This window comes from Lacinutrix mariniflava (genome assembly GCF_001418015.1).
GTDB classification, from domain to species: domain Bacteria; phylum Bacteroidota; class Bacteroidia; order Flavobacteriales; family Flavobacteriaceae; genus Lacinutrix; species Lacinutrix mariniflava.
Window position 1 is genome coordinate 762,886 of record NZ_LIQG01000026.1, and the last position, 26,339, is coordinate 789,224.

At 31.7% G+C, this 26,339-nt stretch carries 25 protein-coding genes; 15 read left to right on the forward strand and 10 right to left on the reverse strand.

The annotated features are described in order from the left end of the window. Positions 1-60: 60 nt before the first annotated feature. The 5 genes from ASC44_RS10315 to metG form a co-directional block, all read right to left on the reverse strand. Positions 61-2,181 (reverse strand): Tex family protein, encoded by a 2,121-nt coding sequence (locus ASC44_RS10315; RefSeq protein WP_055447520.1) that lies wholly within the window; start codon positions 2,179-2,181, stop codon positions 61-63. 85 nt (positions 2,182-2,266) lie between these two features. After that, positions 2,267-2,974 (reverse strand): YiaD family glycine zipper/OmpA-like lipoprotein, encoded by a 708-nt coding sequence (locus tag ASC44_RS10320; protein WP_055447521.1) that lies wholly within the window; start codon positions 2,972-2,974, stop codon positions 2,267-2,269. A gap of 5 nt (positions 2,975-2,979) precedes the next feature. Further along, positions 2,980-3,450, reverse strand: a complete 471-nt coding sequence (locus tag ASC44_RS10325; protein ID WP_055447522.1) for a lipocalin family protein — start codon at positions 3,448-3,450, stop codon at positions 2,980-2,982. A gap of 126 nt (positions 3,451-3,576) precedes the next feature. Next, complete coding sequence (locus ASC44_RS10330) at positions 3,577-4,992, reverse strand: hypothetical protein (RefSeq protein WP_055447523.1); 1,416 nt, start codon at positions 4,990-4,992, stop codon at positions 3,577-3,579. Between the two features lie 3 nt (positions 4,993-4,995). Continuing rightward, positions 4,996-7,053, reverse strand: coding sequence for a methionine--tRNA ligase (gene metG / locus ASC44_RS10335; RefSeq protein ID WP_055447524.1), 2,058 nt, complete (start codon positions 7,051-7,053; stop codon positions 4,996-4,998). Between the two features lie 211 nt (positions 7,054-7,264). Here metG and ASC44_RS10340 point away from each other — a divergent pair, with 211 nt between their 5' ends. The 3 genes from ASC44_RS10340 to ASC44_RS10350 all read left to right on the forward strand — a co-directional run bounded on the left by ASC44_RS10340 (position 7,265) and on the right by ASC44_RS10350 (position 9,244). Next, positions 7,265-8,275, forward strand: coding sequence for a S66 peptidase family protein (locus tag ASC44_RS10340; RefSeq protein WP_083476276.1), 1,011 nt, complete (start codon positions 7,265-7,267; stop codon positions 8,273-8,275). A 177-nt stretch (positions 8,276-8,452) separates the two neighbouring features. Further along, entirely contained in the window at positions 8,453-8,761 is a 309-nt protein-coding gene (locus ASC44_RS10345; RefSeq protein ID WP_055447525.1) for a hypothetical protein, read from the forward strand. A 123-nt stretch (positions 8,762-8,884) separates the two neighbouring features. After that, positions 8,885-9,244, forward strand: a complete 360-nt coding sequence (locus tag ASC44_RS10350) for a YraN family protein (RefSeq protein ID WP_055447526.1) — start codon at positions 8,885-8,887, stop codon at positions 9,242-9,244. Between the two features lie 103 nt (positions 9,245-9,347). On the opposite strand, the gene ASC44_RS10355 is transcribed toward ASC44_RS10350, so the two are convergent. Further along, entirely contained in the window at positions 9,348-9,866 is a 519-nt protein-coding gene (locus tag ASC44_RS10355) for a cation transporter (protein ID WP_055447527.1), read from the reverse strand. Between the two features lie 107 nt (positions 9,867-9,973). On the opposite strand from ASC44_RS10355, the gene ASC44_RS10360 reads away from it, so the two are divergent. Beyond that, positions 9,974-10,852, forward strand: a complete 879-nt coding sequence (locus ASC44_RS10360; protein ID WP_055447528.1) for a DMT family transporter — start codon at positions 9,974-9,976, stop codon at positions 10,850-10,852. Between the two features lie 47 nt (positions 10,853-10,899). Here the strand turns inward: ASC44_RS10360 and ASC44_RS10365 are convergent, their stop codons facing one another. Continuing rightward, positions 10,900-12,987: a M16 family metallopeptidase gene (locus tag ASC44_RS10365; protein ID WP_055447529.1), complete on the reverse strand. Its 2,088-nt coding sequence runs from the start codon at positions 12,985-12,987 to the stop codon at positions 10,900-10,902. Between the two features lie 24 nt (positions 12,988-13,011). Further along, on the reverse strand, positions 13,012-14,334 hold the full coding sequence (locus tag ASC44_RS10370) for a M16 family metallopeptidase (protein ID WP_055447530.1): 1,323 nt from the start codon (positions 14,332-14,334) through the stop codon (positions 13,012-13,014). 456 nt (positions 14,335-14,790) lie between these two features. Here ASC44_RS10370 and rplU point away from each other — a divergent pair, with 456 nt between their 5' ends. The 3 genes from rplU to ASC44_RS10385 all read left to right on the forward strand — a co-directional run bounded on the left by rplU (position 14,791) and on the right by ASC44_RS10385 (position 16,603). Continuing rightward, positions 14,791-15,441: a 50S ribosomal protein L21 gene (gene rplU / locus ASC44_RS10375; RefSeq protein WP_055447531.1), complete on the forward strand. Its 651-nt coding sequence runs from the start codon at positions 14,791-14,793 to the stop codon at positions 15,439-15,441. 40 nt (positions 15,442-15,481) lie between these two features. Further along, the gene (gene rpmA / locus ASC44_RS10380; RefSeq protein WP_034062695.1) at positions 15,482-15,742 is read left to right on the forward strand and encodes a 50S ribosomal protein L27; all 261 of its coding nucleotides are present in this window, start codon (positions 15,482-15,484) and stop codon (positions 15,740-15,742) included. Between the two features lie 93 nt (positions 15,743-15,835). Next, positions 15,836-16,603, forward strand: a complete 768-nt coding sequence (locus ASC44_RS10385) for a hypothetical protein (RefSeq protein ID WP_055447532.1) — start codon at positions 15,836-15,838, stop codon at positions 16,601-16,603. 3 nt (positions 16,604-16,606) lie between these two features. Here the strand turns inward: ASC44_RS10385 and ASC44_RS10390 are convergent, their stop codons facing one another. Next, the gene (locus ASC44_RS10390) at positions 16,607-17,071 is read right to left on the reverse strand and encodes a DUF1569 domain-containing protein (RefSeq protein WP_055447533.1); all 465 of its coding nucleotides are present in this window, start codon (positions 17,069-17,071) and stop codon (positions 16,607-16,609) included. 409 nt (positions 17,072-17,480) lie between these two features. Further along, entirely contained in the window at positions 17,481-18,797 is a 1,317-nt protein-coding gene (ahcY, locus tag ASC44_RS10395; protein ID WP_055447534.1) for an adenosylhomocysteinase, read from the reverse strand. Between the two features lie 131 nt (positions 18,798-18,928). On the opposite strand from ahcY, the gene ASC44_RS10400 reads away from it, so the two are divergent. From ASC44_RS10400 to ASC44_RS10435, 8 genes are all read left to right on the forward strand, one after another. Then, positions 18,929-19,555, forward strand: coding sequence for a 4'-phosphopantetheinyl transferase family protein (locus ASC44_RS10400; RefSeq protein WP_055447535.1), 627 nt, complete (start codon positions 18,929-18,931; stop codon positions 19,553-19,555). Between the two features lies 1 nt (position 19,556). Further along, positions 19,557-20,267: a geranylgeranylglyceryl/heptaprenylglyceryl phosphate synthase gene (locus ASC44_RS10405; RefSeq protein ID WP_055447947.1), complete on the forward strand. Its 711-nt coding sequence runs from the start codon at positions 19,557-19,559 to the stop codon at positions 20,265-20,267. Between the two features lie 81 nt (positions 20,268-20,348). After that, complete coding sequence (locus tag ASC44_RS10410; protein WP_055447536.1) at positions 20,349-20,609, forward strand: hypothetical protein; 261 nt, start codon at positions 20,349-20,351, stop codon at positions 20,607-20,609. Then, positions 20,593-21,225, forward strand: a complete 633-nt coding sequence (gene pnuC / locus ASC44_RS10415) for a nicotinamide riboside transporter PnuC (RefSeq protein WP_055447537.1) — start codon at positions 20,593-20,595, stop codon at positions 21,223-21,225. The genes ASC44_RS10410 and pnuC overlap by 17 nt, the downstream gene beginning before the upstream one ends. After that, positions 21,186-21,764, forward strand: a complete 579-nt coding sequence (locus ASC44_RS10420; protein WP_055447538.1) for an AAA family ATPase — start codon at positions 21,186-21,188, stop codon at positions 21,762-21,764. Before pnuC ends, ASC44_RS10420 begins: the two co-directional genes overlap by 40 nt. Then, entirely contained in the window at positions 21,751-23,301 is a 1,551-nt protein-coding gene (locus tag ASC44_RS10425) for a DUF4301 family protein (protein ID WP_055447539.1), read from the forward strand. The genes ASC44_RS10420 and ASC44_RS10425 overlap by 14 nt, the downstream gene beginning before the upstream one ends. Further along, positions 23,301-23,708: an alternative ribosome rescue aminoacyl-tRNA hydrolase ArfB gene (gene arfB / locus ASC44_RS10430; RefSeq protein ID WP_055447540.1), complete on the forward strand. Its 408-nt coding sequence runs from the start codon at positions 23,301-23,303 to the stop codon at positions 23,706-23,708. The genes ASC44_RS10425 and arfB overlap by 1 nt, the downstream gene beginning before the upstream one ends. Positions 23,709-23,988: 280 nt before the next feature. Next, positions 23,989-26,250, forward strand: a complete 2,262-nt coding sequence (locus tag ASC44_RS10435; RefSeq protein ID WP_055447541.1) for a TonB-dependent receptor — start codon at positions 23,989-23,991, stop codon at positions 26,248-26,250. Positions 26,251-26,339: the final 89 nt, after the last annotated feature.

Here is a 26,339-nt window from a genome sequence, read left to right on the forward strand (position 1 = left end):
TATTGGTTTAAGAGGTGTTAAAAAAGCATCAATCTTTAATAAGGTTGATGCTTTTTTATATTATTTATTTAACTTTAATTGAATTCGTTTTCTAGCAACATCTACTTCTAGAACCTTTACAATAATTTGCTGGTGTAAATGTACATGCTCATTAACATCTTTTACAAAACTATCCGACAAGTTAGAGACATGAATCAATCCACTTTCTTTAATGCCAACATCCACAAAGCAACCAAAAGCGGTTATATTATTTACTATACCTGGTAATAATTGTCCGGGATGCAAATCGGTTATAGACTTAATATTTTGATCGAAACTAAATGCTTTAGCAGTCTCTCTAATATCTAATCCGGGTTTTTTAAGTTCTTTAATAATATCTTCAAGCGTTAATAATCCAACAGATTCTGTGCAATATTTTTTTAAATTTATTTTCTGAAGAATGGCCTCGTTACCAATTAATTCTAAAATTGAAACACCTTCATCTTTAGCCATTTTTTCGACTATTTTATAGCTTTCAGGATGTACTGAAGAATCGTCCAATGGATTTTTAGCATCTTTAATTCTAAGAAAAGCTGCACCTTGTTCGAATGCTTTTCCGCCTAAGCGTGGTACTTTTTTTATGTCGTTTCTAGATTTAAAAACACCATTGTCGTTCTTATAATTAAAAATGTTTTCAGCTAGCTTTGGTCCAATTCCAGAAACCGAACTCAATAAAGGAACACTTGCAGTATTAATGTTAACACCAACAGCATTCACACAATTCTCGACAACAACATCTAATTGTTTTTGTAATTTATTTTGGTCTACATCGTGTTGGTATTGTCCAACACCAATAGATTTAGCATCAATTTTAACGAGTTCTGCTAGCGGATCCTGTAAACGTCGTCCAATAGAAATAGAACCTCTAACGGTTACATCGTAATCTGGAAACTCATCTCTTGCAATTTTAGATGCTGAGTAAATACTTGCTCCAGCTTCACTAACAATAAATACGTGTACATCATTTTTAAACTGAGCCTGTTTTACAATGGCTTCCGTTTCTCGAGATGCTGTTCCATTTCCAATAGCAATAGCTTCAATTTTGTAAGTCTCACATAAAGCGGTTATTGTTTTAATAGCTCCAGTACTATCGCTTTTTGGTGGATGCGGATAAATAGTTTCGTTATGTAAAAAGGCACCTTGTGCATCTAAACAAACGACTTTGCAGCCTGTTCTAAAACCAGGATCAATAGCTAATACTCGTTTTTCACCTATTGGAGAGCCTAATAACAATTGCTTTAGATTCTTCGCAAAAACGGTAATTGCAGCTTCGTCGGCTTTTTCTTTGGCATGACTTAAGGCTTCGTTGCTTAAGGATGGAAATAATAAACGCTTGTAAGCATCGGAAATGGCTAGCTCTATTTGATCTGCGCACGCATTCTTACTTCTAATTATTTTTCTATCAATATTTTCTAGCGCTTTTATAGCATCAATTTCAATTTTAACTCTTATGAAGCCTTCGTTTTCGGCTCTTAAAATGGCTAGTAATCTGTGCGACGGAATGCGTTGTAAACTTTCAGACCAATCGAAATAGTCTCTAAATTTTTGAGCTTTTTCGTCTTCAATTTTTGCTTTAACAACTTTTGTAGCAATTTGAGCATGACGCTCTAACTGGTTTCTTAGGTTGTTTCTAATATCTGTACGCTCGTTTAACCATTCTGCAATAATGTGTCTTGCGCCTTCTAAAGCATCATCAACAGAAGTAACATCACCTTTTACATATTTAAAAGCAATAGACTCTACGTCACTTGCATTTTGGCTCATTATTATTTTAGCCAATGGCTCTAAACCATTTTTACGTGCTGTCTCTGCCTTAGTTTTACGTTTTTTCTTGAATGGTAAGTAAAGATCTTCAAGTGCTATTAAGTCTGTACAGGTTTCAATTTTTTGTTTTAACTCTTGGGTTAACGCATCTTGCTCTTCCAAAGCTTTAATAATGGCTTTTTTACGTTTTTCTAAAGCTTCAAAGCGTTCTTTAAATTTTACAATGTCACCAATTTGCACTTCGTCTAAATTACCTGTCGCTTCTTTTCTGTAACGCGAAATAAAAGGTATTGTGCAATCTTCATTAAGTAATTTAATAGTGTTCTTAACTGAAGATTCAGGTAAGTTAGTATGAGATAATATGTATTTTAAAAGCATAAAAAAGACCTTATTTTTTAAGTAAAATAAGGTCTTGTAATATATTTAATCTTGGGATTATTCCGAAGAAAAACACAAAAGATTTTTAGTTTTCTCCAGATTCTGTTTTCGCGTCATCAATCATTTTGTCATTTGGCAAAATAGCAATGTTTACACGTCTGTTTTTAGATCGTCCTTCGGCTGTTGTGTTATCGTGTGTTGGTTGAGATTCTCCAAACCAATTTGTAGTTAATCTACCACTACTTACACCTTGGCCAGTAATAAAGTTCGTTACGGCATTCGCTCTGTTTTTAGAAAGCGTCATGTTGTTTTCGTCGTTACCAACACTATCTGTATGTCCTACAACTAAGATGTTTGTGTCAGGATATTCTCTAAAAACATTTATTAGCTTGTTAAGTGTTGCTTGGGATGCTGTATTAACATTATACTTAGCTGTGTCAAAATATACACCACTATCTTCATCGAATGTTACTACAATTTTATCTTCAATACGTTCTACTGTTGCTCCCGGAATTTCTTGTTCAATTTTTTCTGCTTGCTTATCCATTTTATTTCCAATAAGCACACCAGCTCCACCACCAATAACACCACCAATAACGGCTCCTAATTCGCCATTACCACCTTTGCCAACATTGTTACCAATAATAGCACCTAAAAGAGCACCACCAGCAGCACCAATTGCACCACCTTTTTGTTTGTTATTTGCATTTTTAACAGAGCTGCAATGTGTTAAACTAAGTACTAATAATATTGCAAATGCTGTACTTGAAAATTTATATATAATTGATTTCATAATTTTTATAGTTTTGAAAAGTTCATGTTAATTGTAAACGGTTTTCCGTCTACAGATACGGTTTGTTGCCATTGCATATCAAAGTCTGATAATTGAGATAATTCTAATCTAAATCCTTGATTGGTTACAGATTTGTTTTTGGCATCTGTAGGCTTTAATAAAAAGTCGTACAAGCCAGTTTGTTCATCTATTTCTTGTATTGTAAACACAAAATTTCTGTCTCCTGTAGTGCAATTTTCGTTATTAATGGTGTAAATGCCAGTATTGTTGTTTGGTATAAAAGACCAAGTGCTGCCTTCAAAACACGCTTTAGATACATCATTTAATAGCATAACATTGTAGTTGCCAGATTCACTATAGGTTATGTTATTTAGTGTCCAATCTCCTTTAATGGTTTTTTGAGATTGTCTCACAACTTTAGAACTACCACAAGACAAGAAAGTTGCAGTAATTAGTAGTAATATTAGTTTTTTCATGGTTTAGTTTTTGATTTTATACAACAAATGTACAATCAAGAAAGTGGAATAGTATTAATAAAATCTCAATTAATAAATATTTAACTAAGTCGTGATAATAAGGATAAAACTTTATCTAAATGGGCTCTAATCGAATATAAACAGTCTATATAAACCGGTTTTATGATTAAAAGATCCCCAAACATAATCCTCTTTATAACGAAATACAGATTGTGCTTTTAGGTGACTAAAGTCTTTTGTGAATTTGTTTATTTTGTCGAAACCATTTTCAGGAATTAGATTTGAGTTATGGTTGAAGTTTTCATCAAATAAACATTGAATTTGAACAGATTTTGTTTTATTATAATTATCGAAAGTAGAAAATAAAACACCACCAACAGCGCCTCCAAGTACACCTCCAACAATGGACATCGTTCCTCCAGTAGCAACTTTACTAGATCCAAGAGTTACAACGTAATCATTGTTGTTTTTATAGACAGAAATACCCAAATTTTTGTTAGCTATTTTTCGTAAGTACTGTGAGGTGTTTTGTAGTTCACGAACACTATATTTTCCATCACCAACTTTTTGTGTAATTTTTGTGTTTTTAAAATCTATTATCTCATGTTTTTCAACCTTATAGCTTTTAACCATCTCTAAGGTTGGGTAGCTATATATGGAGAAGAGAAGCTTGTTTTTAGTAGCATAAACATTGAAGTAGTGATTATCGAAAATAAAAGAATTAATTCCAGACTTTAACTCTCCTTTAATAAAACCTAAATTATCTAAGGCATTAAATTGTACTGCACCGTCAGATAGATTTATGTCTAAAAGGAAAGTACGCTTTCCAAAAAAATTATTGGTAAGAACTATTTTACCATTATTACAAAACACCTTAGTTTGAGCAGCAACATTTTCTAATGGCAAAGGCTCTCCAATATCAAGTTTTTTTATTTGAGATCGATAAGAAAAAATAATACTACTAAAATCAATAACTAAGTCTGTGTCAGATTTAATTTTGTTTTCTGGAAGTATTATTTCTTTCTTAGTAATACTACCCTCATTATCTAATGTATATAGATTAAGAATAGAGCTTTTGTTTACCGAAGTTAAAATGTAAAATTTATCTTTCTCTACAAAACTTTCAATAAATTGTTCTTTTTCAAAACTAATATCAATGTCATCAACTAACTTAAAGGTTTTGTTTTTAAAGTCTATTTTTAAGTATCCAAATTTTAATCCAGAATTGCGTTTAAAGTAAAGTAGGTAATTGTCGTTTTTTATAGAATGTCCAATGATATTCCTGCTTTTTTTAGGGATATCGTCAATAATTATTTTAGATATTAGTTCTTGACTTCCATTGTACAAATAAGCTGTTATTTGCCTTTTCTCTCTTAGAAAGAAAGCAATATTTCCAGTTTCTACATCAACAATTGGTAAGGCATCTTTAAGGTTTACATATTCGTCTTGTAAACCTGTTTCAATAACAATCCAATTTCTTTGTGCAAAAACGATTGTACTAAGAAGTGAAAAAATAATAAGGAAAAACAACTTTTTAAACATAGCTTAGCTTATTTGTAATCCATTACTAACATTATCATCATCGGGATTTACAAATACTAATTTACCTTCTGCATTTTCAGTCATTAAAATCATGCCTTCACTTTCTACGCCACGTAATGCTCTTGGTGCTAAATTAACCAAAACGGTTACTTTTTTACCAACAACTTCTTCAGCTGTAAAGCTTTCTGCAATACCAGAAACAATAGTTCTAACATCTATTCCTGTGTCTACTTTTAAAACTAAAAGCTTTTTTGCTTTCGGCATTTTTTCAGCTTCTAAAACGGTTCCAACACGTAGGTCTAGTTTTGTAAAATCATCGAAAGCAATTGTTTCTTTTTGTGGTTCTACTACTTTATTTGCTGCTTCGTTTGCTTTTTTACTAGCTTCTAATTTATCTAACTGTGCTTGTATTTCGCTGTCTTCAATTTTAGAGAATAACAACTCTCCTTTTCCTATTTGATGTCCAGCAGGAATTAGTATTTCTTTAGTTGAAATGTCTTCCCATTTGTTCTCATCACTATTTAAAATATTTTTTAATTTAGTAGAAGTAAACGGTAAAAATGGTTCGCATAATGTTGATAATGCAGATGCTATTTGTAAAGCAACATACATAATTGTTTTAGTACGTGCTTCGTCAGTTTTTACTAATTTCCAAGGCTCTTCGTCTGCAAGATATTTATTTCCTAAACGCGCTAAATTCATTAATTCCTGAGATGCTTCTCTAAAACGGTAGCGCTCTAAAGAACTTTCTATAACACTTGGGAATGCTTTAATAGTTGCTAGAGTTTCTTCGTCTATTTTAGAGAACTCACTTGGAGTTGGTATAATACCATCGTAATATTTGTTTGTTAAAACAACTACACGATTAATAAAGTTACCATAAATGGCAACTAACTCGTTGTTATTTCTTGCTTGAAAATCCTTCCAAGTAAAATCGTTATCCTTAGTTTCTGGTGCATTTGCAGTTAATGCATAACGCAAGACATCTTGCTTGTCTGGAAAATCTATTAAATAGTCTGGTAACCATACAGCCCAGTTTTTAGAGGTCGATAATTTATTGCCTTCTAAATTTAAAAACTCGTTTGCAGGTACATTATCCGGTAAAATATAAGAGCCTTCAGCTTTTAACATTGCTGGAAATATAATACAGTGAAACACAATATTATCCTTACCAATAAAGTGTACTAGTTTAGTGTCTTCATTTTTCCAGTATGGTTCCCAATCTTTACCTTCTCTTGCAGCCCATTCTTTAGTTGCAGAAATATAACCAATAGGTGCATCGAACCAAACGTATAATACTTTGCCTTCGCCGCCTGGAACAGGAACTGGAATTCCCCAATCAAGATCACGTGTTACAGCTCTTGGTCTTAAACCATCGTCTAACCAAGATTTACATTGTCCGTAAACGTTAGCTTTCCAATCTTTTTTATGTCCCTCAAGAATCCATTCTTTTAAAAAGGCTTCATGTTTGTTTAATGGTAAAAACCAGTGTTTTGTTTCTTTTAAAGATGGTACATTTCCTGTTATTGCCGATTTAGGGTTTATTAAATCTGTAGCATTATGGCTCGTTCCACATTTTTCACATTGATCGCCATAACTTTCCTCGTTACCACATTTTGGGCACGTACCAACAACAAATCTATCTGCTAGAAACTGGTTTGCTTCAGCATCATATAATTGTTCAGAAACTTCTTCAACAAATTCGTTTTTGTTGTACAAATTCATGAAAAATTCAGACGCAGTATCATGATGGATTTTAGCAGATGTACGTGAATAATTATCGAAAGTAATTCCGAAGTCTAAAAAAGATTGCTTAATAATGGCGTGGTATCTATCTACAATTTCTTGAGGCGTTACACCTTCTTTCTTTGCTTTAATAGTAATTGGCACACCATGCTCATCGCTTCCGCAAATAAAAGCAACATCGTTTCCGGTTAAACGTTTATATCTCGCGTAAATATCTGCAGGCACATAAACACCAGCTAAATGACCAATATGTATTGGTCCATTCGTGTATGGTAAGGCTGCAGTAATTGTATATCTTTTAGGATCTTTCGACATGAATTCTAGTAATTTTGAACAAAAATAACCATTACCTTTTTTAAAATTGAATTCTTAACCTCAGATTTGATGAAAACCGATGCTTTTTTAATGTAATTGAGAATAAAAGTGAAAAACGAGTGCTGTTTTATGATGTTCATTGGTTTTTAAAAAGTGTTTATTAAATTTATACTTCATTATAATTTTACAAAATATCGTGTACATTTACAGTATGATTAAAAAAGTATTTATTATCACTTTGTTTTTTCTCTTCGGAAGTATTAACGCTTCGGCTCAAGAAAACACAACTATTAAAACACCGTCTAAATTGATGCAACCATCTTATTTAAAAGCAGGAGATACTGTTGCTATTGTTGCACCATCTGGTGTTTTAAAAAACAGAACAGAAGAAGTTGCACGTGCTAAAAAACTATTAGAAAGTTGGCAATTAAATGTTGTTGTTGGTAAACATGTTTTTAGTAGAGATGATCACTTTGCCGGTACAGATCAGGAACGCTGTGAAGATTTTCAAAACGCATTAGATAACCCAAAAATTAAAGCCATTTGGAGTGCAAGAGGAGGTTATGGAACGGTTAGAATACTTGATAAATTAGATTATTCTAAGTTTTTACAACAACCAAAATGGGTTGTTGGTTATAGCGATATTACAGCTTTGCATAATCAATTGCATACAAAAGGAGTAGAAAGCATTCATGCTATTATGTGTGTGAGTTTACCCGAAGATCAAGAAGACATTAAAGAAAGTATAGAGACTTTTAAAGCGGCTATTTTTGGTAAGCCTATTAACTATACTTTAAAAGGATCAGAGTTTAATAGAGTAGGTGAAGCTTCAGGTGAGTTGGTTGGTGGAAACTTAACCATATTACATACTATGTTGGGATCTAATACAAGTATAGATACTAGTGGTAAAATTTTGTTTATTGAAGAAATAGGTGAATATAAATACCATATCGACCGTATGTTACAAAGTTTAAAACGTGCTGGTTATTTTGATAACTGTAATGGTGTAATTGTTGGAGGTATGAGTAGAATGAGAAAAAACACTACGCTTTGGGGAACGAGTGTAGAACAACTTGTTATAGATGCTTTATCGGACTATGATTTTCCTATTGCTTTTAATATGCCGGCAGGACATGAAAAAGATAATCGTGCTATGATTATGGGACGAACGATTGATTTAGATGTAAAAAAAGAGAAATCAATAGTTAATTTTCAAGAGTAAATAACGAAAAAGAGAATTGTAAATTCTATTTATTTAAATGAAATGAAGTTAAAATCAATTTTTAATTCGATTATTAAAATAGTATTCGTTCTCTGTTTGGTTTTACTGATTGTTAACATTGTTTTTGAAATTAAAATATTTGTTAGTTATAGGTTTTTTTTCTGGGTAGTATATTTAATGAGCGCTCTGTTTTTAATTTTTACAACGAGCAAGAAGTTTTATGCAGCAATACTTGCTATTGCTCCAATTATAGTTTTAAGTTACCAGTTTTTCAATTCTAATAATTCCTATTTAGGTTTTAGAAAAAACATACCGAATACTCAATATGATATTATTGGACACGCTTACGGTTACAGATTAATTGAGAAATATTACTTTTTAGAAAAAGTTGTTGCTGAAAAAGAATCTAAAATTTTCTTTAATCCTAACTCTAAAATGGGAAGAATAGGAGCTTTTCAATGTGATATTAAATTATTAGAAGAGTAAAGTCATAAAATAGTACTTGAAATTAATACCAATTTTAATGGTGTAATAATTGATTCTATAAATAAGGCGAGACTTAATTTTATAGATTAAATCTATTATCTCTGTAGCACTAAAAACGAAATCATGGCACAACACAACGAATTAGGGAAAAAAGGAGAGCAACTTGCTGTAGATTTTCTATTAAAAAAAGGTTACGAAATTTTAGAAAGAAACTATACTTTCCAGAAATCTGAAGTCGATATTATTGCAAAAATAAAAGATACATTAGCTGTTGTAGAAGTTAAAACACGATCGACTGTGGAATTTGGTAATCCTCAAGATTTCGTTAAGCCTAAGCAAATTCAACGTTTAGTAAAAGCAATAGATGAATTTGTTAACGTAAATAGCTTAGATGTAGAAGTTCGTTTTGATGTAATTGCTATTGTTAAGGATAATAAACAGTTTAAGATTGAGCATTTAGAGGATGCTTTTTATCACTTTTAATACTTGGTTAATCTATATCTTGAAATTAAAAAAAATCTGGTTTTAAATAAAAAAATAAATTATGTTAAGTAAGTTTTTTTATTTTATTTGTAGGTTTTAGAAACTACGCTTTCACTTCTTTAGTGCAACATGCTTTTTTACAATCTTTAGCACAAGCTACTTTCTCACCTTCAGTTTTGTTTTTGCAGCAGTCTTTTTTGCAGTCTGCAGTACATGCTTTTTTCTCTTCTTTCGAAAAAGATTCAACCGTATTCATGTCTTTTACGCTATAAGTGTCAGAAACACCAGTTACTGTACTTTCTAAGCTTGTAGGTGTTACCTTAGCTTCATCGTATTCTACCATAGCTAATTGTCTGTCGAAATCTACAATTGCAGATTTTACACCTTCCATTTTAGCCATTTTTTTCTCGATAGTCTTTGCACAACCCATTGCACATGTCATACCTTCGATTTTAAATTCTGCTTTAGCATAAGTTGCATTAGGATCTAATTCTGCTTTTGCTGCTTTAATTTCAGTTTCAACCGTTTCTACAGTTTTAACTTCTGGTTGTGTTTCATTTTTACAACTAAATGCTGCAATGGTAATAATAGCTATTGCTAATATGTTTTTTAAATTTTTCATAAATATCAATTTTTTTTATTCTGTTATCAATTACAAAATTAACAATTATATCTATTTATTGCGTTAAAAATTAGATTTTTGCATAAGCTAATCAATGCATTACAAAAATGAAAGCATCTAAATGGACTTACCTCATTATCTTATCTATAATTTGGGGAACAAGTTTTATACTAATAAAAAAGGCATTAATTGGTTTAAATCCTTATCAATTAGGCGCTTTGCGAACCGTATTAACAGGTTTGTTTTTATTTGCTGCAGGATTTAATACAATAAAAACCATTAAAAAGGCAGACTGGAAGTGGATAATAATTTCAGGTTTCTTAGGCTCTTTTATTCCTGCTTTCTTTTTTGCAATTGCAGAAACAGAAATTGATAGTGCTGTAGTTTCTGTATTAAACTCTTTGGTACCATTAAATACCGTTTTAATGGGATTGGCTGTTTTTAAAATCACCTCTACAAAAAGACAGATTTTAGGTGTAATTATAGGTTTTATTGGCACAGCTTTGTTAATATTAAAAGGTGCTGAGCTTAATCCTAGTCAAAACTACTTATTTGCGGGTTTTATAATCGCTTCAACATTAATGTATGCTGCTAACGTAAATATTATAAAACGTTATTTACAAGATGTGAAACCATTAACTATTGCTGTTGGAAATTATGTACCTATTGTTATACCTGGGCTTATAGTTCTGTTTTGTACAGATTTCTTCTCTGCTGAAGCATTTAGTAAGTCAGAATTTAGGATGTCTATTTTATATGTTGCTATTTTATCTTTATTTGGTACTGCAATTGCTAAGGTTTTGTTTTTTAAACTGGTACAAATGTCAACACCTGTTTTTGCTTCATCGGTAACTTATATTATGCCTATTGTAGCTTTAACCTGGGGATTAATAGATGGAGAAATTTTTGGGTTATTGCAAATAGTTGCCTCTATAATAATTTTATTTGGAGTCTATTTAGCTAATAAAAAGACAAAAAAAATCTGAAGCCTTTCGACTTCAGATTTGAGTAAAGATATTAAATAACTTTTTGCTTATTCAAAGTCAGCAGCTGTTAAAGGCTCATTTACTTTAATTGTAGTTACTTTAAGCTCTACATTTTGTCCTCCAATTGGTACAGAAGTTATGTGTGGAAATTTAATACCACTTACTTCTTTATAGTCACCAAAAGTTCTTTCTTGAGTAATTTCTTGTCCTCCTGGACCTTTTTCTTTAGAAACACTTTTTATTTTTAAACCAGAAGTTACATCGTAATAATTTTTAGTAGATTCTCCATCTTTATCTTCAATTACTAAAACATAAGCATCGTTACCATCTACAGTTTCAATTGAATCTAAAGATACTTTTAATGAAGAATTAGCCATTAGACCTAATTCATCAAATAATGCTGTTTTGGCCTTAGATTTAGCGATAGCTTCAGCAGGCATGGGTTGTTTGTTTCCCATTTGTGCCATGTAACCAGTTTCACCATTAAAAGCTTGTTTGAAAACAGATCCCATTCCAATAATGCTAACATCTGTAGACATAAGGTTTGGGCTTTTTTGCTTAACAGTCATTGCCATATTTTGTCCTTGAAAAGAAGCACTCATTTCTTGAACTAAAGTAGTTACATTTTGTAATGTAGTTTCGCCGCCAATAGCTTTTAAATAACCATCTAAAACTGTTTGAGGAGTAACTCCTGCTGGAACTGGTTTAGTAAATACTGGCTTTGTTACAGAAGTTGCAAATACATCAAAATATTTAATAGGAATTCCTGTTTTTTCTAAGTTCGAAATTACTTCGCTACCTTTTCCAACAACAATAACTCTAGCATTATCTTCGGTAAAATATTTGTTCGCTACACGTTGTACATCGTCAACAGTAACCGCATTAATTTTTGTTAAATACGTTTTGTAAAAATCTTTTGGTAAGTTGTTTAGCTTAATATTTAAAGCATATCTAGCAATTGTAGATGGTTGCTCTAAAGCTAATACAAAGTCACCAACGTATTTTGCTTTAGCATTTCTTAAATCTTCAGCAGAAACTTTTTCACTTTTAATTCTTTTAATTTCTTTTAAAGACTCTACAACAGCACTATCTGTAACTGCATTTCTTACTTGAGCTCCGGCTGTAAAACGAGAAGCACCATAGCGGCTTGTACCAACGTTTGAACGTGCACCATAAGTATAACCATGAGCTTCACGTAAATTCATGTTAAGGTAAGAGTTAAAACCACCACCTAAAATTTTATTAGCAATTAAAACGGCATGATAATCTGCATCACCCATTTCTAATTTTACATTGCTTGTTACAGATATATTAGACTGTACAGCATTTGGCATGTCTATAAAGTTAATTTCTGTTGCATTAACATTTTTATATGTTTCAGGCATGTTTCTAGTGATATCAATTCCTTTATCCCATTTCTTGAAATATTTTTTCACTTGCTTTTCAACAGTTTTAAAATCTACATCACCAACAACAACTAAGTAAGCGTTGTTTGGGTTGAAATTCTTCTGATAAAAAGCACGTACATTATCAAGCGTAATGTTATTTAAAGATTCTTCTGTAAGAAACTCTCCGTAAGGATGTTTTTTACCGTAAGATAATGCGCCACCAACACGAGAGGCTACTGCGTCTACACTTTTTGCACTAGACTTTAAACCTTCTATGGCTTTGTCTTTCTCTTTTTGGAATTCTTCTTCTGTTAATAAAGGATTCATTGTAGCATCTGCCATTAATTCTAATATTCTTTCAGAATATTTAGTTAATGAACTTCCAGATACATTGCTAGACCCAAAGCCTAAACTTGCCCCAAGAAAATCGATTTCCTCATTAAATTCATCTTTAGAGATAGAAGTTGTTCCATTACCCATCATTGCTCCAAGTATACCCGAAACTCCTGCTATGTTACCTTCAACTTGTGGTTGGTTGTCTATATTTAAAGAATAAGATACTCTTGGTAGTTTGTGGTTTTCTACCACAAGTACTTTAAGTCCGTTTTTAAGTTCAAATTCACCAGGAACTTCCAATGTAATTGATGGAGCTGGACCTGGTTTTGGTTGCACAGATCTATCTATTTGAGCAGTAGCAGAAATGGATAGTAAAAACAGTGCTATAATTGCTGTTATTTTTGTTTTCATTATAATATGATGTTTCTAAATTTATTATTTTTCTTCTTTAACTTCTGGTAAATATTCTAAAACCACACGTTGATTAGGGTTTAGATATTTTTTTGCAGCTGCTTGAATTTCTTCTCTTGTAATAGATCTGTAGATATTAATTTCGTTATTAATTAAGTTTACATCATCATATAACATGTAGTAACGTGCTAAAGAATTTGCAATACCAGAAACACTAGAGTTAGAGTTTACAAAATCATTTTCAAATTGGTTTTGAAGTTTTTGGTAATCTCTTTCAGACATTAATTCGTTCTGAACCTTTACCAATTCTTCATCTATTCCAGCTAATAAGCTTTCTAAAGAATTATCACCTAACGGGAGGCCAAATAAAATATACGTTCCGTAATCTTCTTGACTTTGACTAAAAGCACCAACTTGAAGAGCCTTCTTTTCATCATCAACAAGTTTTTTATATAATTTTGAAGTTTTACCAGAACTTAAATAACTAGATAACATATCTAAAACATAAGCATCTCTCTCTGTCATTGCAGGAGTTCTGTAAGCAGCCATAATAGCTGGAATTTGAATATTAGAATCGTAAGCTTTAGCTTTAATAGTTTCTGTAATAGGATCTTCTTTTGGGAAATTTCTAACAATATCTTCTCCTCTTGGAATAGGTCCAAAATAATCTTCAATCATTTTTTTTGTTGAAGCAATTTCTATATCACCAGCAACAACTAAAACAGCATTATTAGGCACGTAGAATTTTTTATTAAAAGCTTGGAACTCCTCTAAAGAAGCAGCATCTAAATGAGCCATTTTACCAATAGTCGTTCCTTTATACGGGTGTTTTTTAAAGATATTAAGTTTAATTTCTTCAATAAACTTACCATAAGGAGAATTATCAACACGTAAGCGTTTTTCTTCTTTTACAACTTCGTTTTGAGTATCTACACCAATTTGATTAATAATTGGGTGCATTAAACGCTCAGACTCCATCCATAATCCTAATTCTAAACTATTAGAAGGGAATACTTCGTAGTAATACGTTCTATCATCTGTAGTATTGGCATTGTTACTTCCTCCATTAGAAGTTACAATTTTAAACCATTCGCCACGTTCTATGTTTTCTGTTCCTTCAAACAAAAGGTGCTCGAAAAAGTGAGCCATACCTGTACGGTCTGGTTGTTCGTCTTTTGCGCCTACATGGTACATTACTGAAGTGGTTACTACTGGAGCAGTTTTGTCTTGATGTAAAATAACGTGCATTCCGTTACTTAAATCGTACTCTTCAAATTTAACTTCTTGCGCATTAGCGGCAAATCCAGCCAAGAGCAAAGCTGCTAACGAGAATAAATTTTTTTTCATTTTGAGTTGTTTAATGTTAATTGATTTATAGGTCTCTAACTTAGATAATTTGTTACAGATTACTAACAAAATTACTAATAGTTAAATATAAAGTAGGCTATATGTTAAAAAATTAACAATCAATTATTCATGATTTGACCTGTTTTAGTAATTAAATCGAAAACCGTTAATTTTAGAATCTGCTTTTATTAAACTAATTATTTATTTTAATAATGAATTTTAAAAACAAGCTTGAAGTACCATTAAGAAAGGATAACTAGCGGTTTAATGCGTTTTTAAGCTAATAAGTTATCTATTAAGTAATATGTTTAGCGATAAAATGAAGAAAATGTAGCTAAAATATTAGTAATCATAGGTAAAAACGTTTGCAAATTAATTTATTAGAAGTATATTTGCATCCGCTTTCTGTGAAGAAAGTAAGTATTTTAATAACAAATTAATAAAAACGTTACGCTAATGTACGCAATTGTAGAGATAGCAGGGCATCAATTTAAAGTTGAAAAAGACCAAAAAGTTTTTGTTAACCGTTTAGCATCAGAAGAAGGAGAGACTATGTCTTTCGATAATGTTCTTTTGATTGCAGATGGTGACAATGTTACTTTAGGCGCCCCAGCTATAGATGGAGCACAAGTAAGTGTGAAAATCTTAAAGCACCTTCAAGGTGACAAAGTTATTGTTTTCAAAAAGAAAAGAAGAAAAGGTTACCGTGTTAAAAATGGTCATAGACAAGCCTTAACTGAAATCGTTATTGAGAGCATTGTAGCTTCAGGAGCTAAGCCAGCAAAAAAGGCTGCTCCAAAAAAAGAAACTAAAAAAGCTGAACCAAAAGTAGAAGCGAAAGCTGCTGCTAAAGCAACAGGAAAAGCTGACGACTTGAAAAAAGTTGAAGGTATTGGTCCAAAAATAGCATCTACGTTAGTAGAAGCTGGAATTTCAACTTTTGCTGAATTAGCAAAAATTGATGCAGCTAAAATTTCTGAAATCATCGCAGGTGTTCGTGGAAACCACGTAACTGATACTTGGCCAGCACAAGCTCAAATGGCTGCTGATGGTAAGTGGGATGAGTTGAAAGTATGGCAAGACGAATTAGACGGTGGTAAAGCTTAATCGCTAACTACTTAATATTAACAAATAAAACCTTAAGACAATGGCTCATAAAAAAGGAGTTGGTAGTTCGAAGAATGGTAGAGAATCAGAATCAAAACGTTTAGGCGTTAAGATATTTGGTGGACAAGCTGCTATTGCTGGAAATATCATATTAAGACAACGTGGTAACACGCATCACCCAGGTGAAAACGTATACCAAGGAAAAGATCATACTTTACATGCATATGTAGATGGTCTTGTAAAATTTACAAAGAAAAGAAACAATAGATCTTATGTGTCTATTGAGCCTTTCGAAGCTTAGAAATAATTTTCTTTTAAATATTAAAAATGCCTTTCCATTGGAAAGGCATTTTTTTTGTTTGTAATAAAACCAAAGATTTTACGTTTGGATTGCATGAGAAAACTACTCTTTATTTTATTAGTTATTCCTTTTTTGTCAATGGGTCAGTCAGAAAATAACGCAAAAACTATTCATGTATTTGTAGCGCTTTGCGATAATGTAAATCAAGGAATTGTACCAGTCCCAAAAAAATTAGGTAATGGCCAAGATGTTAATTCCAATCTTTATTGGGGAGCGATGTATGGCGTTAAAGCTTATTTTAAAAGAAGTAAAGATTGGGTTTTACTGTCTACAACACTAAATCCTAAAGAAAACATTCTCGAACGTCTTTTGTTTAAACATAAAATGTCAAATACTTATTTGTTAGCAGATGCATATAACGGTAAGTATATTAGGCAAACAACTATTGATTTTCTTGAAGCAAATGCTGGAAATAATGGGATAAAAATTGAATATAATAGTAATGAACTTTGTTTTGGTGGAGATGCTAATCTTTTAAGTTACGTTGGCCATGATGGATTAATGGAGTTTGAAGTAGAAGGAAGATTTACTCCATCTAATACTAGTAAAAGAGATGCTATAATTCTGGCATGTATAAGTAAAAATTATTTTAAGTCTTATCTCGAAAAGACGCAGTCTAATCCATTAGTTTGGACAACAGGATTAATGGCACCTGAAGCGTATACTTTAAAATCGGCTATTGATGGATGGATTTTAAATGAAACAGATTTACAGATTAGAGAAAGAGCAGCTCAAGCTTATCATAAATACCAAAAATGTGGAATTCGAGGCGCTAGAAACCTATTAGTTACTGGGTACTAAATTTTATTTCTTCATTATATCCTCAATAATCTTTAAATGATGATTAGTATGAAGCGCTAAAAAACGATAAATTCTTACGGTATTAACGTCTCCAAATAAAGGATGCTTAAAAAAAGCATTCTTGTCTAAATTTGCAATACTATCAACATTGGTTTTTGCCAGTTGTAGTTGCGAGATAATATCTTCTTTTAAAACAATTTCTGGTGGTTTTACTTGTTTTGGTGCTTTGGCTTTTCCTCTTGGGAAAAAACCAAGTGTAAAGAATACCTTTCCTAAAAAACTAAAGTTGTTTTTATATAATCTTGGATCCGATTTTTGAAGTGTAATACAAACACCGTTAATAACCTTTAAACTGTGGTCTAAATGCCATGCAACGCCACTTTTAGAGACTTTAGGGTTGGATGTATTGTAGTTTTTAATATGTGACTCTAAGTTGTTAAGTGCGCTTTTTACTTTATTAAGACTCATGAGGTTGTTATTTAAGATGGTGAAGTTAGTAAATTATAATAAGAGTAAAATTGAGTAAGCGCTCCTTCCTTTAGTTAAAGGAAGGTGGGTTTTATTGTGAAATAAAACTCGGAAGGTTTGTACTAAAATAAACGAAGTGCATTTTGCTTTGGATAACCTAAGAAAAGATTGCTTTGTTCCTCACAATGACACCGAATAAGATGTGACAATTACTGACTAGCTTGCAATAAGGATTGTAACGGCATCCTTTTTTATTTTTCATAAAAAAGATATAGTGAAAAGCGTGGTTGGTTTTGGTTTTTATTACCAAAAACAAATTGCCCAAAACATAAAAAAATCCCAAACATTGCTGCTTGGGATTTTAATATAATTAATTTTTGAAATTCTTCGCTTTCGCTCTGGATGACAATTAGTATCTGTAATGCTCAGGCTTATAAGGTCCTTCTACTTTTACACCAATATAATCTGCTTGGTATTCTGCTAATTCTGTAAGCTCAACACCAATTTTTGCTAAATGTAATTTAGCTACTTTTTCGTCTAAATACTTTGGTAACATGTAAACATCATTTTTGTATGCTGCACTGTTTTTCCAAAGTTCTATTTGTGCTAAAGTTTGGTTAGTAAATGAATTACTCATTACAAAACTAGGGTGTCCTGTTGCACAACCTAAGTTTACTAAACGACCTTCAGCAAGTAGAATAATATCGTTTCCGTTGATGTTGTATTTGTCAACTTGAGGCTTGATAGTATCTTTAGTGTGACCATGCTTTTCGTTTAACCATCCTACTTGGATTTCGTTATCGAAGTGACCAATGTTAGCAACAATTACTTTGTCTTTCATTGCTTCAAAATGCTCAGCACGTACAATATCTTTGTTTCCTGTTGTTGTAATAATGATATCACTATTTCCAACTACAGTTTCTAGTTTTTTAACTTCAAAACCGTCCATTGCAGCTTGTAACGCACAAATAGGATCGATTTCTGTTACTGTTACAATACTTCCAGCTCCTTTAAAAGAGGCTGCTGTACCTTTACCAACATCACCATAACCACAAACAGTTACACGTTTTCCTGCTAACATAATATCTGTTGCACGACGAATTGCATCTACTGCAGATTCTTTACAACCGTACTTGTTATCGAATTTCGATTTTGTTACCGAATCGTTTACGTTTATTGCTGGCATTGTTAATGTTCCATTTTTTACACGCTCGTAAAGTCTGTGAACACCAGTTGTTGTTTCTTCACTTAAACCTTTAATACCTGCAGATAATTCTGGGTAACGGTCTAAAACCATATTTGTTAAATCACCACCATCATCAAGAATCATGTTTAATGGTTGTCTGTCTTCACCAAAGAAAAGTGTTTGTTCTATACACCAATCAAATTCTTCTTCTGTCATGTCTTTCCAGGCATAAACAGCCGTTCCAGCTTCTGCAATTGCTGCAGCAGCTTGATCTTGTGTAGAGAAAATGTTACAAGAACTCCAAGTTACTTCCGCTCCTAAAGCTTGTAAAGTTTCAATTAAAACTGCAGTTTGAATAGTCATGTGTAAACATCCTGCAATACGAGCACCTTTTAATGGTTGTTCGTTTTTGTATTCTTCACGTAAACTCATTAAACCTGGCATCTCTGCTTCGGCTAAATTAATTTCTTTTCTTCCCCAAGCCGCAAGCGACATATCTTTTACCTTATTAGGTACAAAAGCAACTGTTTTGTTAGTCATATTCTTTTTTTTGTTTTTTATAAAATGAAACACCTTTGGGATTTAGGACTTAAAATAGTTAAATTCGCCATTGAAAGTACTAAGTTCGCCTTAGGCACTGCAAAGATAATCAATAACATTTAGAATATTAAATGCCTCTTTATAAAACCATAAGTGTAAACTCACAAACTACTGTTAAAATCTGGAAGATTGAAGAATCTTACGATACGTTATTTTCTGCATTAGACTTAAAATCAACAAGTTTAACTCGTGTTTTAGGTATGAAAAGCGAGTTGCATCAGCGTGGATTTTTAAGTGTAAGACACCTTTTACGAGAGTTTGGTTATACCGATCAAGATTTGTTTTACGACGATAATGGTAAGCCGCATTTAAAGGATGGTAAACACATTTCTATAACACATAGTTTTACATTTTCTGGTGTTATTATTAGTGATGTCGAAGTGGGTATTGATATAGAGAAACAACGTGATAAAATAGCCGTTATAGCAAAGAAGTTTGTGGATTATGAGTTTCAATATTTATCTAAGAATAACGAAAACTATATTAGGAGATTAACGGTTATATGGGGAATTAAAGAGTCTTTATATAAATTGTTTGCAACTCCAGGTATGTTGTTTAGAGAACATTTTTTAGTGATTCCGTTTATGATAGAAGATCTTGAAACTGTATGTTGGATAGATTATAAGATGAAGAAATACAGATACAATTCATACTTTCTAGAGTTTGAAGGTTTCACGTGTGCTTATGTTTTGGGATAGTATGAAGTCTATTCTAAAACATATAAAAAGTCCAGAATTTCGAAGTCTTGCTGTTTTAATAGATCCGGATAAATTTGATTTAAAAAACGCATCGCAATTTATAGATAAAGTAAACAAATCTATAGCAACCCATATATTTATAGGCGGAAGTATTGTCGATGCTTTTGCAACAGATGCTTTAATTTCTGCTATAAAACCATTAACAAAATTACCTATTGTTTTATTTCCCGGAGATGTTATTCAGGTTTCTGAGCAGGCAGATGCTATTCTGTTTTTATCTTTAGTTTCTGGTAGAAATCCAGAATATTTAATCGGTCAGCAAGTAAAAGCGGTTTCTAAATTGAGAAATAGTGATTTAGAAATTATACCAACAGGTTATGTTTTAGTTGAAGGTAAAAAAGAAACATCAACCCAAAAGGTGACGAATACTAAGCCTTTAATAAAATTACAAGAGATTGTTGATACTGCTAAAGCTTCAGAGTTATTAGGTATGCAATTGGTGTATTTAGAGGCTGGAAGCGGTGCAAAACAAGCTGTTGCTTCAGAAATAATAAATGCAGTAAAGAAAGAAATTAATATTCCATTAATAGTTGGTGGCGGAATTAGAAGTAAATTAGCAATAGAAAAAGCGTTTAGTGCTGGAGCAAATGTTGTTGTAATAGGTACTGCTTTTGAGGAAGATGAATCGTTTTTTGACGATTTGCTAAAGTAAATTGTTTCGCTGAACCTGCTCAAGAATCAAACTAAAATATATTATTAATTTAAAAAATGACCGCTTTCGCGGAAACTAAAGATGAATATATCAGTAGACTTAACATTGTCACCTTTACAAGATGATTACGAAAAGCACGTTATAGACTTTATAAAAGCACTTCGTGATTCAGAATTTACAGTTTTAGAAAACCCGTTAAGCACTCAAATTTATGGGGATTACGATAAATTAATGCCTTTTTTAAATAAGGAGATAAAACGTTCGTTTGAAGCAGTAGGTATTTCAGTATTAACAATGAAAGTTGTAAAAACAGACAGAAGTGATTATGAGCCACATTTTTGATTTACTTTTTAGTCAGTACGCTCAATATGAAACCTTAGATATTGCTTTAGAAATTATAGCTGTTATTTTTGGTTTTTTGTCTGTGTGGTTTTCTAAACAAAATAATATACTTGTATTTCCAACAGGAATTATAAGCACGCTTATTTTTGTTTACCTATTATTAAAATGGGAACTTTTGGGCGATATGATGATAAATGCATACTATTTTATAATGAGCATTTATGGTTGGTTTATATGGACTAATAAGGTGGACGCAACGCATGTTACACCAATATCAAGTACGACTCTCAAAGAGAAAAAAATAAGTTTAGGTATTTTTATTGCGACTTTGTTTTTTGTTTTTACGGTTTATAATGTATTTGATAAATGGACTAGTTGGGTTGCTTATGTAGATACGTTTACGACGGCAATTTTCTTTGTAGGTATGTGGTTAATGGCAAAACGGAAAATAGAAAATTGGATATTTTGGATTATTGGAGATCTAATTTCCGTTCCTTTATATTTGTATAAAGGATTCACTTTTACAAGTTTTCAGTATTTTGGATTCACAATTATTGCAATATTTGGTTATTTAGCATGGAAGAAAAATATAAACAACAACCCGCAAATTGCATAAAAGTAGTTTTGTTTGGTCCGGAATCTACTGGAAAAACAACATTATCAAGGCATTTAGCGCGTTATTATAATTCAGTTTGGGTTCGTGAATATGCTCGCGAATATCTACAAGATAAATGGAATAACGAGCGTAAAACCTGCGAAGCTAAAGATTTATTGCCAATTGCTGAAGGACAAATGTTTTTGGAAAATGAATCGGCAAAAAAAACAGACTCAGTACTTATCTGTGATACAGATTTGTTAGAAACCAAAGTATACTCCGAAGCTTATTATTCTGGAACTTGCGATCCACAATTAGAAAAATATGCAGTAGAAAATACTTACGATTTATACTTTTTAACGTATATTGATACGCCTTGGGAAGCAGACGATTTAAGAGATAAGCCTGAAGAAAGAGAAGCGATGTTTAAAGTGTTTGAGGAGGCTTTAATAAAATATAAGAGACCTTATGTTTTGTTAAAGGGAGATAAGAATAAACGTCTCGAAATTGCCGTAAAGCATATAGATAAATTAATGAAAATAAAAAGTGAACTTCACTAAAGCACAAATAAAACAGATAGAAGATAAAGGGTTAACTGTAGAGAAAGTTTTAAAGCAAATAGAGACTTTTAAATCAGGATTGCCTTTAATTAATTTAGAATCTGCGGCTATTTTAGGTCATGGTATTTTTAGTTTTTCTGAAGAAGAAAAACAAGAATATGCTACGTTTTATGATACTAAAAAAGAGGATCTAAATATTGTAAAATTTGTACCTGCCTCTGGTGCAGCAACGAGAATGTTCAAGTTTTTATTTGAATTTTTAGACACCTATAATCCTAAAAAGGATACCATTAATGGTTTTGTAAATAAACAAAAAGCAAACGAGTTATTAGTATTTGGAGTTGGTGTTGAAAAGTTACCTTTTTATGACGTTGTTTTTAATGAAACTAAAAAATATGTTTCGAATTTTGACTCCCTATCAGCAGATTTAAAAGCTTTAGAGTTTATAAAAACAATGCTAAACGAAGACCGTTTAAATTATGGTTTTTCTCCTAAAGGACTATTGCCATTTCATAAATATAAAGATCATATTGCAACTGCTTTCGAGGAACATCTATTTGAAGCAGCTTTATACACATCTACTAAAAGTAAAGTGAGTATTCATTTCACTATTTCAGAAATTTATAAAGATATCTTTAATGAAGAATTTAAGCGTATTCAAAAGACTGTAGAACATAAAACCAATTCAACATTTAATATTACCTATTCTTACCAAAAAGAAGAAACAGATACTATTGCCGTAAATACAAAAAACCAACCGATAGAGAATCCTGACGGAACATTATATTTTAGACCATCAGGTCATGGCGCATTATTATGTAATTTAAATGATTTTGAAGGCGATATTCTTTTTATAAAAAACATAGACAATGTTGTCGTTTACAAATATCAAAAAGAAGTAGCAAAGTATAAAAAAGTACTAGCAGGTATTTTATTAAGTGAGCAGCAACAGGCTTTTTCTTATTTAGAACAGTTGGAAAACGAAAATCAAACCGAAATTCAATTATTGGAGATAGCACGATTTTTAAGAAAAAAGTTAAATGTTATTGTCTCTAATGAGTTCGAAAAATATTCTATAAAATATCAAATAGAATATTTAAGAAACAAACTTAATAGACCAATTCGTGTTTGTGGAATGGTTAGAAATGAAGGAGAACCTGGTGGTGGTCCATTTTGGGTAAAGAGTGAAAATGGAACGGTTTCGTTACAAATTGTTGAGTCTGCCCAGGTGGATAAAAAGAACAAACATCAAAAAAATATTTTAAAAAATGCAACTCATTTTAATCCCGTAGATTTAGTTTGTGGTATAAAAAATTATAAAGGGAAAACCTTTGATCTCTCTAATTATGTCGATCCCAAAACGGCATTTATTACCATGAAAACAAAAACAGGAAAAGATATAAAAGCACTCGAATCTCCTGGCCTTTGGAATGGTAGTATGGCAAATTGGAACACTATTTTTGTTGAAGTCCCTCTTGCTACTTTCAATCCTGTAAAAACAGTGACAGATTTATTAAAAGTAATGCATCAAGATTAATGTTTAACGAGGAGGAACTTGTACGCGAATTTAATTTTAAGGGTATTAGGAGTTCTGGAGCAGGAGGACAACATGTAAATAAAGTGTCTTCAAAAATTGAATTGTCCTTTAATATCCAAGAATCTTTAGTTTTAAATGAGAAACAAAAAGAAATCATTCTCCACAAATTATCAAATCGAATAACAAAAGAAGGCTTGTTAATAATGCAGTGTGGAGAAAGTCGAAGTCAACATCGAAACAAGAATATAGCGATTGTTAGAGCAATTCAAGTACTTAAATCGACTTTGTACATAAAGAAAAGACGTATTCCTACAAAAACACCTAAATCTGTAATTTTGAAAAGGTTAAAAAAGAAGCGCCATAATAAAGAACGTAAGGCAAACCGACGTAAGCCAAATCTAGATTAAAAATTAGTAATAAGGTTTTAGTAAATTCAAAAAAGAGACTTACCTTTGCGCTGTTCTCAAAAAAGGGGTGCCTTAAAATCGGCTGAGATCATACCCATTGAACCTAGAACAGGTAATGCTGTTTAGGAATTTGAAGAAATACTTTATTTATTATAAATCTGTCTATCCATAGGTAGGAATTTTTATAAATTAACGCAGTAATGTGTTTTAAGTATTTCAAAAACTAATTATTATAATAGAATAATTACCTCTTTTTATTCGTGATTTAAATGTATTTCGAATGAAATCTATAGTAAAAAACACAACTTTATTTTTAGTATTTACTGCAATAACTTTAAATGGTTTTGCGCAAGAAATTAAACAGGATTCAACAAAAGTAGAAGCCTTAAGTGAAGTGTTATTGTCTTCTACACGAGTAAAAGATAAGTCTCCTTTTGCGTTTACAAACATTACAAAAGAAGAAATCGAATCTACCAATTTAGGACAAGACTTACCTATCCTTTTAGACCAATTACCATCGGTAGTAACAACTAGTGACGCTGGAGCAGGTGTTGGTTATACTGGAATTAGAGTGCGTGGAAGTGATGCTACAAGAGTTAATGTCACTATTAACGGTATTCCATATAATGATTCCGAAAGCCAAGGTACATTTTGGGTGAATATGCCAGATTTTGTGTCTTCGGTTGAAGATATCCAATTGCAACGTGGTGTTGGAACCTCTACAAATGGTTCTGGTGCTTTTGGTGCCAGTTTGAACTTAAAAACTTTAAACCCTTCAAACAAAGGATATGCTTCTATTACAAACACTGTTGGTTCTTATGGAACGAGCAAGCATAATGTAAGTTTTGGTTCTGGTATAAATAATAATTTTTATGCTGAAGGACGCTTATCTAAAATTAAAAGTGATGGTTACATAGATCGTGCATCGTCAGATTTGTCTTCTTATTACGCAGAAGCAGGTTTTATAAATGATAATACATCTATAAAAGCTATTGTTTTTGGAGGTAAAGAAATTACTTATCAATCATGGTATGGTACGCCAGAAGCTGTTGTTAATAATGACAGAGAAGGTATTCAGGCTTTTATCGATAGAAACTTTCCGTCTGATACAGAGGCTGAAAATCTTTTAAACTCAGGACGAACTTATAATTTTTACACCTACGATAATGAGGTTGATAATTATGAGCAAACACATTATCAATTGCATTTATCTCATCAGTTTAATACTAATCTTTCTGGTAGTCTTTCTGGGAACTTTACAAAAGGAGATGGTTTCTTCGAGCAATATAAGGATGGTGAAAAATTAGGAGATTATTTTCCAAACAGTGCTAATGCGTCAGATGAAGGAGATGTTATTAGAAGACGTTGGTTAGACAACAATTTTACAGCTATTGTTTATTCTTTAAATTATAAGAAAGAAAAACTAAACCTGTATTTAGGTGGTGGTTTTAATACTTATAAAGGTGATCACTTTGGTGAAGTTATTTGGGATTCTTTTGCTACAGCAATACCTATTAGAGATCAATATTATTTCTCGGTTGGTAAAAAAACAGATTTTAGTACTTATGTAAAAGCAGAATACGATTTAAGCTCAAACCTATTCGCTTTTGTAGATTTACAATATAGAACGGTAGATTATGAGTCAGTTGGTACGAGTTCAGATTTGGTAGATATTAATGTAAAGCAAGACTATGGTTTTTTTAATCCTAAGTTTGGTTTAACCTATAATATTAATAACCATAGTAGTATTTATGGATCTTTTGCTGTTGCAAATAGAGAGCCAAATAGAGATGATTTAACTAAAAATCCAATCACTCCAAAAGCCGAGCGTTTAAACGATTTTGAGTTTGGTTATAAACTGAAGGATGCTAATTATTATGCAAATGCTAATTTGTATTATATGAGTTATAAAGACCAATTAGTACTTACCGGAGATTTAGACGATGTTGGAGATCCTATTAGACAAAACGTAGATAAAAGTTTTAGAGCTGGTATAGAATTACAGGCTGGTTATAAGTTTAGTAATAAATTAAGAATCGATGCTAATGCAACATTTAGCCAAAACCAAATTGAAGATTTCGATTATATTGTTTACGATACGCAGTACGATGCAGATACGTTTTCGACAGTGTCTTACGAGCCGGTTGTAACTAATTTTAAAGATACGGATATTTCATTTTCACCTAGTGTTATTGCTGGTGGAACGCTTACTTATTCACCTGTTAAAAATCTTAATTTAGGATTTGTAACTAAGTATGTAGGGAAACAGTTTTTAGATAATACGTCTAGCGACTCTAAAAGCATACCTTCTTATTTAGTAAATAATATTAATGCATCTTATAAAATTAATCCAAAATGGATAAAGGAAATTGCCTTTAATTTATTGGTAAATAATATTTTTAATAAAGAATATGTGTCTAACGGTTACACGTATAGTTATTTTTATAGACCAGAAAATTCTGGTGATGCAGCAGTGACTGAGAATTTTTATTATCCTCAAGCAAAAACAAATTTTTTATTAGGGATGACACTAAAATTCTAAATAGAAAATTACTTTAATAGAAAAAGCGGCATGATGCCGCTTTTTTTATTGTAAAAAGTATAGAAATGGCATCTTTTTTTATGTCAGTT

Bases quoted from the DNA above. Each gene is read 5' to 3' on its own strand.
- ASC44_RS10315 (WP_055447520.1), bottom strand. From the start codon at position 2,181: ATGCTTTTAAAATACATATTATCTCATACTAACTTACCTGAATCTTCA.
- ASC44_RS10320 (WP_055447521.1), bottom strand. From the start codon at position 2,974: ATGAAATCAATTATATATAAATTTTCAAGTACAGCATTTGCAATATTA.
- ASC44_RS10325 (WP_055447522.1), bottom strand. From the start codon at position 3,450: ATGAAAAAACTAATATTACTACTAATTACTGCAACTTTCTTGTCTTGT.
- ASC44_RS10330 (WP_055447523.1), bottom strand. From the start codon at position 4,992: ATGTTTAAAAAGTTGTTTTTCCTTATTATTTTTTCACTTCTTAGTACA.
- metG (WP_055447524.1), bottom strand. From the start codon at position 7,053: ATGTCGAAAGATCCTAAAAGATATACAATTACTGCAGCCTTACCATAC.
- ASC44_RS10340 (WP_083476276.1), top strand. From the start codon at position 7,265: ATGATTAAAAAAGTATTTATTATCACTTTGTTTTTTCTCTTCGGAAGT.
- ASC44_RS10345 (WP_055447525.1), top strand. From the start codon at position 8,453: ATGAGCGCTCTGTTTTTAATTTTTACAACGAGCAAGAAGTTTTATGCA.
- ASC44_RS10350 (WP_055447526.1), top strand. From the start codon at position 8,885: ATGGCACAACACAACGAATTAGGGAAAAAAGGAGAGCAACTTGCTGTA.
- ASC44_RS10355 (WP_055447527.1), bottom strand. From the start codon at position 9,866: ATGAAAAATTTAAAAAACATATTAGCAATAGCTATTATTACCATTGCA.
- ASC44_RS10360 (WP_055447528.1), top strand. From the start codon at position 9,974: ATGAAAGCATCTAAATGGACTTACCTCATTATCTTATCTATAATTTGG.
- ASC44_RS10365 (WP_055447529.1), bottom strand. From the start codon at position 12,987: ATGAAAACAAAAATAACAGCAATTATAGCACTGTTTTTACTATCCATT.
- ASC44_RS10370 (WP_055447530.1), bottom strand. From the start codon at position 14,334: ATGAAAAAAAATTTATTCTCGTTAGCAGCTTTGCTCTTGGCTGGATTT.
- rplU (WP_055447531.1), top strand. From the start codon at position 14,791: ATGTACGCAATTGTAGAGATAGCAGGGCATCAATTTAAAGTTGAAAAA.
- rpmA (WP_034062695.1), top strand. From the start codon at position 15,482: ATGGCTCATAAAAAAGGAGTTGGTAGTTCGAAGAATGGTAGAGAATCA.
- ASC44_RS10385 (WP_055447532.1), top strand. From the start codon at position 15,836: ATGAGAAAACTACTCTTTATTTTATTAGTTATTCCTTTTTTGTCAATG.
- ASC44_RS10390 (WP_055447533.1), bottom strand. From the start codon at position 17,071: ATGAGTCTTAATAAAGTAAAAAGCGCACTTAACAACTTAGAGTCACAT.
- ahcY (WP_055447534.1), bottom strand. From the start codon at position 18,797: ATGACTAACAAAACAGTTGCTTTTGTACCTAATAAGGTAAAAGATATG.
- ASC44_RS10400 (WP_055447535.1), top strand. From the start codon at position 18,929: ATGCCTCTTTATAAAACCATAAGTGTAAACTCACAAACTACTGTTAAA.
- ASC44_RS10405 (WP_055447947.1), top strand. From the start codon at position 19,557: ATGAAGTCTATTCTAAAACATATAAAAAGTCCAGAATTTCGAAGTCTT.
- ASC44_RS10410 (WP_055447536.1), top strand. From the start codon at position 20,349: ATGAATATATCAGTAGACTTAACATTGTCACCTTTACAAGATGATTAC.
- pnuC (WP_055447537.1), top strand. From the start codon at position 20,593: ATGAGCCACATTTTTGATTTACTTTTTAGTCAGTACGCTCAATATGAA.
- ASC44_RS10420 (WP_055447538.1), top strand. From the start codon at position 21,186: ATGGAAGAAAAATATAAACAACAACCCGCAAATTGCATAAAAGTAGTT.
- arfB (WP_055447540.1), top strand. From the start codon at position 23,301: ATGTTTAACGAGGAGGAACTTGTACGCGAATTTAATTTTAAGGGTATT.
- ASC44_RS10435 (WP_055447541.1), top strand. From the start codon at position 23,989: ATGAAATCTATAGTAAAAAACACAACTTTATTTTTAGTATTTACTGCA.